This window comes from Nocardiopsis sp. iso_25, from assembly GCF_056173305.1.
Genome location: NZ_CM149667.1, coordinates 5104593 through 5117192 on the forward strand (window position 1 = coordinate 5104593; position 12600 = coordinate 5117192).

Consider the following 12600-nt stretch of genomic DNA (forward strand, 5'->3'; position numbering starts at 1 on the left):
GGAGGGCCCGCGGTCTCCCCGCGGGCCCTCCCCCCTCCCGTTCACCCGCTACGCGCGGCAGGCGGCGACGGCGCGGTCCACGATCTCGGCCAGGGCGACCTCCTCGCGGTCGCCGGTGGCACGGTCGCGCAGCTCCACCAGGCCGTCCTTGAGGCCGCGGCCGACGATGACGCCGGTGGGGATGCCCAGCAGTTCGGCGTCGGTGAACTTGACGCCGGGAGAGACGCCCTTGCGGTCGTCCACGAGGACGCGCAGGCCCCTGTCCTCCAGTTCACGGGCGATCCGCAGCGCCTCCTCGACCTGCTCGCCCTTGCCCGTGCCGACCACGTGCACGTCGGCGGGCGCCACCTCGCGCGGCCAGACGACGCCCTTGTCGTCGTGGGACTGCTCGACGACCGCGGCGACGGCGCGCGAGACGCCGATGCCGTAGGAGCCCATGGTGATCCGCCGGGGCTTGCCGTCGGGGCCCAGGGCGTCCACCTGGAAGGCGTCGGTGTACTTGCGGCCCAGCTGGAAGATGTGGCCGATCTCGATGCCGCGCGCGGTGTACAGGGTTCCCCTGCCGTCGGGCGAGGGGTCGCCGTCGCGCACCTCGGCGACGTCGATGGTGCCGTCCGGGACGAAGTCGCGGCCCGCGACCAGGTCGACGACGTGGTGGTCGGCCTCGTCCGCGCCGGTCACCCAGGCGGTGCCGGTGACCACACGGGGGTCGACCAGGTAGCGGACCTTGTTGTCCAGCAGGGCGCGGGGGCCGATGTAGCCCTTGACCAGGAAGGGGTTGGCCGCGAAGTCGGCCTCCTCCAGCAGGGCGACCTCGGCGGGCTCCAGCGCCGCCTCCAGGCGCTTGAAGTCCACCTCGCGGTCGCCGGGCAGGCCGACGGCCAGCAGTTCCCACTCCTTCGCGCCGGGCGCGCGGGTCTTGACCAGGACGTTCTTGAGGGTGTCGGCCTCGGTGAAGTCGCGGCCCAGCCCGGCGCCGTTGAGGAAGTCCACCAGGGTCTGGATGGTGGCGGTGTCCGGGGTGTGGTGGACCGCGGCCTCGGGCAGGCCCTCGACCGGGAGCGTTTCGGGGGCGGGGACGGCCACGGCCTCGACGTTGGCGGCGTAGTCGGACTCCGTGCTGCGCACGAAGGTGTCCTCGCCGGTCGGGGCGACGGCCAGGAACTCCTCCGAGGCCGATCCGCCCATGGCGCCCGAGGTGGCCGACACGATCACGTACTCCAGGCCCAGCCGGTCGAAGACGCGGATGTAGGCGGCGCGGTGGTCGGCGTAGGACGCGCGCAGGCCCTCGTCGTCGATGTCGAAGGAGTAGGAGTCCTTCATGTGGAACTCGCGTCCGCGCAGCACGCCCGCGCGGGGACGCGCCTCGTCGCGGAACTTCTCCTGGATCTGGTACAGGGTGACCGGGAAGTCCTTGTAGGAGGAGTACTCGCCCTTGACCAGGAGCGTGAACAGCTCCTCGTGGGTGGGGCCGAGCAGGTAGTCGGCGCCCTTGCGGTCCTTGAGGCGGAACAGGGTGTCGCCGTACTCCTCCCAGCGCCCGGTGGCCTCGTAGTACTCGCGGGGCAGCAGCGCGGGCAGGAGCACCTCCTGGGCGCCGATGGCGTCCATCTCCTCGCGCACGATCCGGGAGACGTTCTCCAGGACGATCCTGCCCAGGGGCAGCCAGCTGTAGACCCCGGGTGCGGCCCGGCGCACGAACCCGCCGCGCACGAGCAGCTTGTGGCTCGGCACCTCGGCGTCCGCCGGGTCCTCACGCAGGGTGCGCAGGAACAGGGTCGACATCCGCAGTAGCACGGCCACTCCTCGTGGGACTTGTGAAAGATGCAAACGAACTTGCAAGACCTAAAAAGACCTTGGTGACTTAAAAAACTTGGGTTCTCCAGGCTAGCGCGACCACGGACACGCTCGCTCGGGCCTGTGCGTAGTCTTGGGGCCGACGAACGGAGGCGGACGTGGGCAGACGCGGCGCGCGGGGGGAAGCGGCGCTCGACGGGAACGGCGGGGACGCCGTGGACGGCGGGAACCCGGGCACGGAGCTGCTCGCAGACGCCGACCGCTCAGACTCGTGGTTCCTGGTCGTGGACGGTACGCCCCAGTCCCACGTGGACCTGGCCGACCCCTCCTACCTGGACTTCTCCTATGTGCGCCGCATGGCGCACGCGGCCGACCTCGTGGCGCCGCCGGAGGAGGCCGTGGACGCCCTGCACCTGGGCGCGGGCGCGCTGACGCTGGCACGCTACGTGGCGCACACCCGTCCCGGTTCCCGGCAGCGCGCGGTGGACGTGGACGCGCCCCTGGTGGAGATGGTGCGCAGGCGGCTGCCCTGGGACCGCAGGGCGCAGCTGCGCGTGGGCATCGGCGACGCCCGGGAGTGGATCGCCGCCCGGCACACCGACAGCGCGGACCTGCTGGTCAGCGACGTGTTCGCGGGCGCGCGCACCCCGGCCCGGCTGACGTCGGCGGAGTTCTACGCCGAACTGGCGCGCGTCCTGCGGCCGACCGGGATGCTGGTGGTCAACATCGGCGACGGCGGGGGGCTGGCCCACACCCGGAGCCAGGTGGCGACCGCGCGCACGGCGCTGCCGCACACGGCGCTGTCGGCCGCGCCGGGCGTGCTGCGCGGGCGGCGGTTCGGCAACCTGGTCCTGACGGCCTCGCACAGCCCCCTGCCCGTGGAGGAGCTGGGCCGCCGCGCGCACCGGGACCCGGAGATGGCCCGCCTCCTGGAGGGCGAGGAGCTGGACCGCTTCGTCTCGGGCCGCTCCCCCGTGAGCGACGCCGACGCCGTCGACTCCCCGGCTCCGCCGGACGACGTCTTCTAGTCGGCCACGGTCTACTCCCCGGGGAGTAGTCCGACACCGGAAAACCCTCCTCCGGGGTGACGGCTTCCCCGAGGGGTCCCCCGTACTGTCGGGGTTGTGGCAGCACTACTCCTCCGGCCCGCGCGCACCGACGTCTGGCTCGCGTCCGGCCTGCTCGCCGTCTCCATGGGCAGCACGACGCTGGTCAGCGCGCTCCAGCGGGCGGCGGGGGCGGTCGACCCCTGGCCGTGGGGCCACGCGCTGATCCTGGTCGCCTGCCTGGCCGTCCTGTGGCGCACCGCCTGTCCGCGCACGGTCGGGCTGGTGTCGGTCGTCGCCTCCACCGTGTACTACCCCCTGGGCTTTCCCGACGGCATGGTCATGCTGTGCACCGCCGTCATGCTCTACACCCTGGTGCGCCGGGGTTACCGCGTGTTCGGCTGGACGCTGGGCGTGGGCCAGTTCGTGGCGGTCAACGGCTACGAGTTCCTCATGACGGGGACCTTCCGGCCCGAGGCGGTCGGCATCGTCGGCTGGGTGCTCGTCCTGCTGTGCACGGGCGAGGTCGTGCGCTGGCGGCAGGAGTACCTGCGGGCCGATCGCGAGCGCGAGGCCGAGTCCCTGCGCACCCGTGAGGAGGAGCTGCTGCGCCGGGCCTCCGAGGAGCGGGTCCGGCTGGCCCGGGACGTGCACGACACGGTGGCGCACAACATCTCCCTCATCAACGTGCAGGCGGGCACGGCCCTGTACCTGATGGAGACCGAGCCGCAGCGGGCTGCGGAGGCCCTGGCCACCATCAAGCGGACCAGCAAGGACACCCTGACCGAGCTGCGCGGCATGCTCAGCGTGCTGCGCGCCGTGGACGAGGCCGCGCCGAGGTCGCCGGTCCCCGGGCTGGACCGCCTGGAGGAGCTGGCCGAAGGCACCCGCAGCGCGGGCGTCGACGTGGCCGTGGAGGTCGGCGGTGTGCCCGGGCACCTGCCCGTGAGCACCGAGTCGGCCGCCTACCGCACGGTCCAGGAGGCGCTGACGAACGTGGTCCGCCACTCCGGGGCCTCCTCGGCGCGGGTGCGCATCGAGCACCGCGCGTCCTCGCTGGTCGTGGAGGTCACCGACGACGGCGCGGGGACCGTCGGGCCGCCGGTCCCGGGAAACGGCATCACCGGGATGCGCGAACGCGCCGCCCTCGTGGGCGGCACGGTGGACGCGGGCCCCCTCCGGGAGGGAGGATTCCGGGTGCGCGCCCGGCTCCCGCTCGACGGCGCCGGACCGGACCGCCGGACACCGGCCGTCCCCTCCCCCGACACCGAGGAAACGAGGCCCCGTTGATCCGGGTACTGCTCGCCGACGACCAGGCGCTGGTACGCGCCGGGTTCCGCGCGCTGCTGGACAGCGCCCCCGACATCGGGGTGGTCGCCGAGGCCGCCGACGGCGAGGAGGCCGTCCGGCTGGCCCGCGCCGAACGCCCGGACGTGGTCCTCATGGACATCCGCATGCCCGGTGTGGACGGCCTGGCCGCCGCCGGGCGCATCCTGGCCGACCCCGCCCTGGAGGCGACGCGGGTCGTCATCCTCACCACGTTCGACCTGGACGAGTACATCTTCGAGGCGCTGCGCGCGGGCGCCAGCGGGTTCCTGGTCAAGGACACCGAACCCGGGGACCTGCTGCGGGCGGTGCGGGTGGTGCACGGCGGCGAGGCGCTGCTGTCTCCGGGGATCACCCGGCGGCTGATCGCCGACTACGCGCGCAGGCCGCCGAGCGCGCCCGACCCCTCGGTCCGGCTGAACGGGCTCACCGAGCGCGAACGCGAGGTGGTCGCCCTGGTCGGCGGCGGCCTGTCCAACGAGGAGATCGCCGCCCACCTCGTGCTCAGTCCGGCCACCGCCAAGACCCACGTGAGCCGGGCCATGGTCAAGCTGGGGGTGCGCGACCGCGCCCAGCTGGTCGTCATCGCCTACGAGACCGCCCTGGTCACCCCGAAGTGGAGCCGGTGAGGAGGGACTCGTGCGCCCGGGAGCGTTCCCGGGGTCCCCCCGGGGCCGTCCCGGGGTCGTCCCCTACGCCCCCGGGAGTACCCGCGCCGCCGCTCCTACCCTCGGAGGGGGCGGCGAGGAGCCCCCGCCGGGACGATGCGCCCGCCCCTGCCGCAGTCGGATGCTTGACCGCGTTCCCACCGCCGAACGCGAGGCCCGACGATGTTCGAAGACCCCCTTCTGCTGGCGCGGCTCCAGTTCGCGCTGACCGCCGCCACCCACTACGTGTTCGTGGCCCTGACCCTCGGGCTGGCCCCCTACCTCCTCACGATCCAGCTGGTCGCCACCCTGCGCGGCGACCGCTCCCGGATGACCGCCGTGCGGTTCTGGGGCGGCCTGTACCTGGTCAACTACGGGATGGGCGTCCTGTCCGGGCTGGTGATGGAACTCCAGCTCGCGCTGAACTGGAGCGGCCTGCACGGGATGTTCGGCTACACCTTCGCCGCTCCCCTGGCGCTGGAGACGATGACCGCGTTCTTCGTCGAGTCCACGTTCCTGGGGCTGTGGATCTTCGGGTGGGACCGCATGGGCCGGTGGGCGCACCTGGCCTGCTTCGCCGTGGTCACCGCGACGGCGTACGCCTCGGCGTGGTGGGTGCTGGTCTCCAACGGCTTCCTGCGCAACCCCGTGGGCTTCGAGATGGTCGACGGGGTGGCGCACCTGACCGACCCCGTCGCGCTGATGACCAACCCGGCGGCCGTGCTGGCCTTCGGCCACGTCGTCACCGGGGCCCTGCTGGTCGGCGCCCTGGTCGTGGCCGCGACCAGCGCCCACCACCTCGTCCGGGGCGACGACGCGCACGGCGTCTTCCGGCGCGGAATCCGCTACGCGACGCTGGTCCTGTGCGTCGTGCCGGTACCCGTGGCGGCCTTCGGCGGGGTGCAGTTCGAGCTGTTCGGCCAGGGCCCGCCCACGAGCGGGCTGACCCACACCGCCGAGGAGATCGCGGCGATCGAGGCGGCGAACCCGGGCGGTCCCCTCCTGGAGGCGGCCAACACGACCGGCGACCTGGTGATGATGACGTCGTGGGCGCTGATGTTCCTCCTGGGCCCGCTGATGCTGCTGGCCTGGCCCTTCGGCGGACTCGACCGCTGGAGGTGGTTCCTCGCCCCGCTGGTGGTGACGCCGTTCCTGCCCTACCTGGCCAGCGTCGGCGGCTGGGTGTTCCGGGAGACCAACCGCCAGCCGTGGACGGTCGTGCACCACCTGACCACGGCCGACGCGGTGACCCCCCTGTCCCCGGTCGCGGCTGTGCTCTCCTTCGGTTTCTTCACCGTCGCCTTCGCGGTCCTGGCCGCCGTCACCTACTGGCTCCTGGTGCGCTACGCGCGGCGCGGCCCCGAGGGCGGACCGCTGGCCGAGCCGCGCACACGACCGCCCGAGGACCCCGCGGAGCCCGGTGGGCGCGCCGCACCCGTCCACACGTACTGAGCCCGGAAGGCCGCAAGCCATGGACCTCCTCTCCTCCGCACTCCTCGCCCTCCTCGTCGTGGGCTACCTCGTCCTGGCCGGTGCCGACATCGGCCTGGGCATGCTGATGCCGCGCCTGGCGCGCGGCCCCGGGCAGCGCCGCCGCGTGGTCGCCGCCGTCGCCCCCTACTTCCTGGCCTCGGAGGTGTGGCTGGTCGCCGCGTTCGGGGTCCTGGCGGGCCTGTTCCCCGTCCTGGAGCACCACGTGGTCGCCGAACTGTGGCCCGTGCTCGCCGTCCTGCTGGCCGGGTGGCTGGTCCGCGACGCGGGGCTGTGGCTGCGCGCCCGCGTGGACGGCGACCGCTGGCGGCTGGTCTGCGACTGCGCGCTCGTCGGGGGCAGTTGGGCCCTGGCCGCCGCGTGGGGCCTGGTGGTGGCGGGTCTGCTCGCGGGCGGCCTCACCGCGAGCGCGTTCACGCCGCTGTGCGCGGTCGCCGTCACGGCGCTGTTCGCGCTGCGCGGCGCGGCCTTCGGGGCCGAGCGGCTGGTCGGTCCGGCCGACTCCGAGAGCGCGGACGTGGCCGCCCGGGACACGCGCCCGCTGGCGCGCCTGGCCCTGGGGGCGGTGGCGCTGGCGGCGGTCGCGGCGGCGCTGCCCGGCGGCCCGGAGCTGTCCCCCGGGCCCGCGGGCGCGCTGGCCGCGGTGCTGCTGGCGGCCCTGGCGGCGACGAGCGACCTGGCGGGTCCGATGCTGTCGCGGCACACGTCGGCGGTAGCGATCGCCGTCCCCGGTCTGCTCGTGGCACTGGCCGTACCGGAGCTGCCCTGGGAGCCGATCCCCTCCACGACCGCGGTGTTCGTGTGGGTGACCCTCGTTCCCGTAATTCCGGTCATGTTCGTCGGTCAGGTTTGGCTCTACCGAATGACACGCCGCCCGGCGGTCGCGCCGACCCTCTTCGCCTGATCCCCGTCGGCCCTCCGCACAGGTCAGTGCGCCCCGCGAAAGCCGCGGGGCGCGCCCGGGCCCGGCGGCGTCGGCACCCGCGCCGGTTGGCGGCGGCGGCGAACGGGCACGGTCTCCTGCGGGAAACGCGCCCGTGACGCCCCCTCCCACCGGGGAGGCTCCGGCGTGATCGCGCACGGGTGCTGTCGATCCCCTTGGAGGGACTGTGACCCACCGGACGACCACGACCCCCGACCTGCGCGGGTGCAGCTGCGGTTCGGGCTGCGGCTGCGGCTGTCAGAGCGGCGGCTCCTGCAACTGCGGCGGAGGCTGCGGCTGACCCCTCGTCCAACCAGAACCCGTCTCCCCTTCCGGCGGGCCGTCCCTCCCCCGGGCGGCCCGCCGCCCCTTCTCTGCCCGCCCCGCCTCCGCGTGTCGCGACAAGGAGCAATGCTGGGTATACGCTGTGTTACCACGTGAGGCTGCGTATCCACGTGGTGGGGGAGATCAGCGATGTCGCCGTTCACCAGACAAGCGTCGGGGAGGGGACACCCCTCCGAGCACGCGCGAGTGCTCCAGTGCGTCCTGGGCATCCGGGAGCGCTCTGCGCGCGCGGTCCCCTGGGAGCCGGACACGGTCGGCATCCCGTCCTCGGGCCGCTCCAGCGCCCTGTCCCGGATCAACGACGTCGCCTTCTACGCGAACGCGCGCGAGGAGGTGTCCGCCCTGGCCGGGATCTGCGTGGACCTGCTGCACCTGCACGCCCCCGACGACGAGGACGGGGACCGCTGCCGGGGGTGCCGCCTGGCCTGGCCGTGCCCCACCTTCGGCGAACTGTGCCGCCTGCTCTCCTAGCGGCCGGGCGCGGGCGGCCACGGGGAACGGACGCCGTCCGCCGGAGTCGGGGCGCGATCCGACTTCGACGGACGACCGTCCTCGCCTGCCGTCCGCTGACGCCCCGCGGTCGGGCCGCCGGGCGCCCTCACCGGGGCAGGCACCTCCAGAGACTAATACTGAAACGCGTTCTACCGCAAGACCCGGTTTCACGGACCCCACCATGAGAACCGGGGCGCGCAGCCCTCAGCACCGGATGGAACAGGATCTAATCTCCGCCCGGCGCAGAGGCCGGTAGGCGCCGGGACGGCGCGCGGCGAAGGACGCGCGCACGCGCGGGAGAACCGGGCCCCGCGCGCGACGCGGGGGGACGGAGAGGACCTCCCCGCCTACGCGGGGCGGCCAGGCCCAGGGGCGGGGGACAGCCCCTGGGACCGGCCTTGGGGCGGCAGGGCGCAGCGGCCCGTGGACTCTCCGAGAGCGGGGGGACCCTCCCTGTGGCCGCTGCCGGGGCGCGCCTTGCTCCACAGACGTTAACGAGGAACCGGTAACGCGAACACCCTCCATCAGATAACCGGAACGTCTCGATTCGCGCTGTTGGGCGCGCCGCCCTCTTCCTTGACCTGCACCGATGCCCGTTCTTCACCGGCACTTCGCCTCTGGAACCCCCGGTGCCCCACAGGCCACACAAACCACAAAACCTCGCCAGCCGGCTCCCGAAAAGACGGGCGGCGGCGAAACCGGGGTATCCGGCAGCCCCCTCCGGTAAAAGGTTGCACGGGGTTGCGGCCCCCCGCCGGAAGAAGGAAAACGAAGACCCCGGGCACTCGCCCGGGGCCTGGAGTCAACTTATTCGCGTGGCCAGCAGATATGCGGAGGGAGTATCCGCGTCGACAATGTCGGTCACCCTCCACGCCTGTCCGCCGACGCTGAACACGTCGCCCACCCGGACGTCGATCATGGGCGTGGGCCGCCACTCCTTCGGCCCACCGATCTTGGCGACCGGGTGGCCGTCCTCATCCACCCAGAAACTGCCCCCGCCCACCGGACCGCCCTCGAATCGGTCGTTCCGTCCATAACTGATCTTCTCCTGCGCACCGACCTCGTGGACCACGGTGAATTTCGTCCCAACCGTCTCGGGTTCCGTTGAAAACGCAGCCATGTTAACCCGGACGGGGCAATTGGTGATGCCGTTTTCGGGCTTGTGGGGCGTTTCGAGCAGAGTAGCTGACAAAAGTAATGCGCGGGCCGGGACTTTGGTCCCGACCCGCGCATCAGTTTGCGGGGGAATGGTCAGCTCCCGCTCCCCCGGCCTCCCTTGAGCCTGCCCACCAGGGTCTCGAACGCGGAGCTGAACGGGTGGTCGTGCACCATGTACGTCCACGTCATCGACGGGCGCTTGACGCCCACCGAGCTCACGTCCAGCTCGCCGTCCACGGCCTCCAGCTCCTCGAAGCTCTCGGCCGCCCGGGCGCGCGCGTCGTCCAGGAAGCCCTTGAAGACCGGCACCGCGTCGCGGTTGAACTCGTCCAGCGGGTCCCGGCGGCCCAGGAAGCGCAGGTGGATGCCCTCGCGCAGCTCCGACAGGAAGGCGTTGTGGTCGGTCCAGCCCCGGTCCAGGTGGTAGAGGGTGATGAGGCGGGCCGCCCGGGCTACCTTCCCGTTCGCCTCCTCCTCGGCGTCGGCGCCGCCTCCGGCGTCCTCCTCCGCCTCGGCTCCCTTCCCGGCGAGCTCCTCAAGCAGCTCCTCGTGCCGCTTCTGGCGGTCGGCCCTGATCTGCCGGTCGCCCTGGTCCCCGGTCAGGACCATCTCCCGGTGCTCCAGGACCACGTCGCGCTGCACGTCGATCAGCTGGTTGTACCGCCAGGTGTTGCGGTGCACCTCCAGCAGCTGGCCCTCGGACACGCGCTGCGCGTGGTCGACCATGCCCAGCCAGCCCTGGTCGGTGATCTCACCGTCGGAGGCGGTCTGGTAGCCCGTGGTCTCGGGGGCGTGGTTGACCACCAGGTCGTCGTCCATGCTGACGAAGAAGATGGAGTCGCCCGGGTCGCCCTGGCGCCCGGCGCGGCCGCGCAGCTGCCCGTCCAGACGGCTGCTGGGGTAGCGGCCGAAGCCCATCACGTACAGGCCGCCCGTCTCCACCACCCGCTCGCGGTCGGCCATGTCGCTGCCGCCCAGGCGGATGTCGGTGCCGCGCCCGGCCATCTGGGTGGAGACGGTGACGGCGCCGTGGGTGCCCGCCTCCGCGATGATGGCCGCCTCGTCGGCGTCGTTCTTGGCGTTGAGGACCACGCACTCCAGCCCGGCCTCTCGCAGGCGCCCGGCCAACAGCTCGGACTCGGCCACGTCCTGGGTGCCGATGAGGATCGGCCGTCCGGACTTGTGGACCTCCTCCACCTTGGCGATGAGGGCGTCCTCCTTCTCCTCGCGCGTGGCGTACAGGCGCGAGCCGTGGTCCTCGCGGACGTTGGGCTTGTTGGAGGGGATGACCGCGACCTCCAGCTCGTAGAACTCGCGGAGCTGTTCGGCGACGGCCATCGCGGTACCGGTCATACCGGCGCGCGTGGGGTAGCGCAGGACCAGCGACTGCACGGTGATGGAGTCCAGCACCTCGCCGGTCTCGCTGAGCGCCACCTTCTCCTTGGCCTCGACCGCGGCCTGGAGGCCGTCCGGCCAGCGCTGGAGGAGGGCGATGCGCCCGCGCGACTCGTTGATGAGGCGGACCTCGCCGTCGCGCACCACGTAGTGGACGTCGCGCTGGAGCAGCACGTGCGCGTGCAGGGCCAGGTTGACCTGCGGCAGGACGGAGGTGTCGTCCTCGGAGTACAGGTCGACCCCGTCCAGCGCCTTCTCCACCGCGTCGATCCCGGCGTCGGTGAGCTGGACGTTGCGCCCCTCGCCGTCGATCTCGTAGTGCAGGCGCGGCTTGAGCCCGCGCACGACGTCGGCCATCTCCACGTCGGCGTCCACGCTCTCCGCGGCCCCGGCCAGGACCAGTGGGACGCGGGCCTCGTCGACGAGCACCGAGTCGGCCTCGTCGATGATCGCCACGTGCGGCGGCGGCACGACCCGGTCGGCGATGTCGGTGACCATGCGGTCGCGCAGGACGTCGAAGCCCAGTTCGCTGACGGCCGCGTAGGTCACCTCGCAGGAGTAGGCGGCGCGCCGCTCCTGGGGGGTGGAGTCCTCGGTGATCCAGCCCACGGTGACGCCGAGCATGTCATAGAGGGGGCGCATCCACTCGGCGTCGCGCCGGGCCAGGTAGTCGTTGACGCTGAGCAGGTGCACGCGCCGGCCGCGCAGGGCGAACCCGGCGGCGGCGAGGGCGCCCGCCAGCGTCTTGCCCTCACCCGTGGCCATCTCCGCGACGTGGCCGTCGAGCAGGGCCATGACGCCGAGGAGCTGCACGTCGAAGGGCCGCTCGTCGAGTGAGCGCCGGGCGGCCTCGCGGCCGACCGCGCACAGCGACACGAGGTCGTCGCGCTCGTAGGGGAGTTCGGCGTTGCCGAGTTCGATGGCCTTCTCCGTCAGCTCGGTGTCGCTGAGCTCACGCAGACCATCCTCCTCGGCCTCGATCGCCGACAGGAGCTTGGTATAGGGCCGCAGATCCACCGCACCGGGCTTGCCCAGGAAGCGGCGAACGCCTTCCGCCATTCGTCCGAACACCACCACAGGGTAACGCCGGACACAACCGTTGAGAGAACCCCGGGCGCCCACATGTGCGGACGGTTGCGTCGAAACCGCCCCCGGTCCGCCACGGGGCGCCCGTCGGCTCAGGCGAGCTGGCGCTGGCGGCGCTGGCGGGCCTCCACCGCCATGGCGTGCTTGACCAGGGTCACCAGGACCCGGACGACGGAGTTGCGGTCGCGGGCGTCGCAGTACACGACGGGCACGTCCGGGGTCAGGTCCAGGGCGTCGCGCAGTTCCTCGGCGCTGTGGAGGTTCTCGGGGTCGAACTCGTTGACGGCGACGACGAAGGGCAGCCGGTACTGGCGCTCGAAGTAGTCCAGCGCCTGGAAGGTGTCCTCCAGGCGGCGGGTGTCGGCCAGGATCACGGCACCCAGCGCGCCCCGGACCAGGTCGTCCCACATGAACCAGAAGCGCTGCTGGCCCGGGGTCCCGAACAGGAAGAGGGTCAGGTCGGTGTCCAGCGAGATGCGGCCGAAGTCCATCGCGACCGTGGTGCTCGTCTTGTCCGGGGTGTGGGAGAGGTCGTCCACGCCCGCGCTGGCGGCGGTGACCGCGGCCTCGGTGCGCACGGGCGGGATCTCCGAGACGGCGCCGACGAACGTGGTCTTGCCGACCCCGAACCCCCCGGCGACGATGATCTTGGTGGACAAGGCGGTTGAGGCGTGGGCGTTGTTCGTGCTGTTGACTGGATCGATCACAGTTAGTCCTAGCGGGAGTGCCGGGCCAGCGGGACGGACGGCGCGCACGGTCCGGTCCTCGGGGTACGCGACCCATCGGGGTCGGTACCGACGCGGGAGGCACCGTTCCTGGAACCTAACACCGGATGGCCGGTGGGGAAGGCGTTTTGGCTCAGTGGTGCGGCACGCCACACCGGTCGGCTCGTGGG

At 72.5% G+C, this 12600-nt stretch carries 10 protein-coding genes; 6 read left to right on the forward strand and 4 right to left on the reverse strand.

The features are described 5' to 3' along the window. Window positions 1-48 precede the first annotated feature (48 nt). Window positions 49-1785, reverse strand: a complete 1737-nt coding sequence (locus AC0VX6_RS21945) for a proline--tRNA ligase (RefSeq protein ID WP_274978217.1) — start codon at window positions 1783-1785, stop codon at window positions 49-51. A 170-nt stretch (window positions 1786-1955) separates the two neighbouring features. Between AC0VX6_RS21945 and AC0VX6_RS21950 the strand changes: the two genes are divergently transcribed. The 6 genes from AC0VX6_RS21950 (at window position 1956) to AC0VX6_RS21975 (ending at window position 8045) form a co-directional block, all read left to right on the forward strand. Continuing rightward, window positions 1956-2825, forward strand: a complete 870-nt coding sequence (locus AC0VX6_RS21950) for a spermidine synthase (RefSeq protein WP_475465890.1) — start codon at window positions 1956-1958, stop codon at window positions 2823-2825. A gap of 96 nt (window positions 2826-2921) precedes the next feature. Next, window positions 2922-4133, forward strand: a complete 1212-nt coding sequence (locus tag AC0VX6_RS21955; RefSeq protein WP_475465891.1) for a sensor histidine kinase — start codon at window positions 2922-2924, stop codon at window positions 4131-4133. Then, window positions 4130-4798: a response regulator gene (locus tag AC0VX6_RS21960; RefSeq protein WP_274974459.1), complete on the forward strand. Its 669-nt coding sequence runs from the start codon at window positions 4130-4132 to the stop codon at window positions 4796-4798. Before AC0VX6_RS21955 ends, AC0VX6_RS21960 begins: the two co-directional genes overlap by 4 nt. A 201-nt stretch (window positions 4799-4999) precedes the next feature. After that, window positions 5000-6268, forward strand: a complete 1269-nt coding sequence (locus AC0VX6_RS21965) for a cytochrome ubiquinol oxidase subunit I (RefSeq protein ID WP_475465893.1) — start codon at window positions 5000-5002, stop codon at window positions 6266-6268. Window positions 6269-6287: 19 nt separating this feature from the next. Then, on the forward strand, window positions 6288-7211 hold the full coding sequence (locus AC0VX6_RS21970) for a cytochrome d ubiquinol oxidase subunit II (protein WP_475465894.1): 924 nt from the start codon (window positions 6288-6290) through the stop codon (window positions 7209-7211). A gap of 492 nt (window positions 7212-7703) precedes the next feature. After that, the gene (locus AC0VX6_RS21975) at window positions 7704-8045 is read left to right on the forward strand and encodes a hypothetical protein (protein ID WP_475465896.1); all 342 of its coding nucleotides are present in this window, start codon (window positions 7704-7706) and stop codon (window positions 8043-8045) included. An 823-nt stretch (window positions 8046-8868) separates the two neighbouring features. Here AC0VX6_RS21975 and AC0VX6_RS21980 read toward each other — a convergent pair. From AC0VX6_RS21980 to AC0VX6_RS21990, 3 genes are all read right to left on the reverse strand, one after another. Further along, window positions 8869-9138, reverse strand: a complete 270-nt coding sequence (locus AC0VX6_RS21980; protein ID WP_274974463.1) for a DUF6406 domain-containing protein — start codon at window positions 9136-9138, stop codon at window positions 8869-8871. Window positions 9139-9317: 179 nt separating this feature from the next. Then, complete coding sequence (secA2, locus tag AC0VX6_RS21985) at window positions 9318-11678, reverse strand: accessory Sec system translocase SecA2 (protein ID WP_475465898.1); 2361 nt, start codon at window positions 11676-11678, stop codon at window positions 9318-9320. 119 nt (window positions 11679-11797) lie between these two features. Continuing rightward, complete coding sequence (locus AC0VX6_RS21990; protein WP_274974465.1) at window positions 11798-12412, reverse strand: GTP-binding protein; 615 nt, start codon at window positions 12410-12412, stop codon at window positions 11798-11800. Window positions 12413-12600 lie beyond the last annotated feature (188 nt).

Bases quoted from the DNA above. Each gene is read 5' to 3' on its own strand.
- AC0VX6_RS21945 (WP_274978217.1), bottom strand. From the start codon at position 1,785: ATGTCGACCCTGTTCCTGCGCACCCTGCGTGAGGACCCGGCGGACGCC.
- AC0VX6_RS21975 (WP_475465896.1), top strand. From the start codon at position 7,704: ATGTCGCCGTTCACCAGACAAGCGTCGGGGAGGGGACACCCCTCCGAG.
- AC0VX6_RS21970 (WP_475465894.1), top strand. From the start codon at position 6,288: ATGGACCTCCTCTCCTCCGCACTCCTCGCCCTCCTCGTCGTGGGCTAC.
- secA2 (WP_475465898.1), bottom strand. From the start codon at position 11,678: ATGGCGGAAGGCGTTCGCCGCTTCCTGGGCAAGCCCGGTGCGGTGGAT.
- AC0VX6_RS21965 (WP_475465893.1), top strand. From the start codon at position 5,000: ATGTTCGAAGACCCCCTTCTGCTGGCGCGGCTCCAGTTCGCGCTGACC.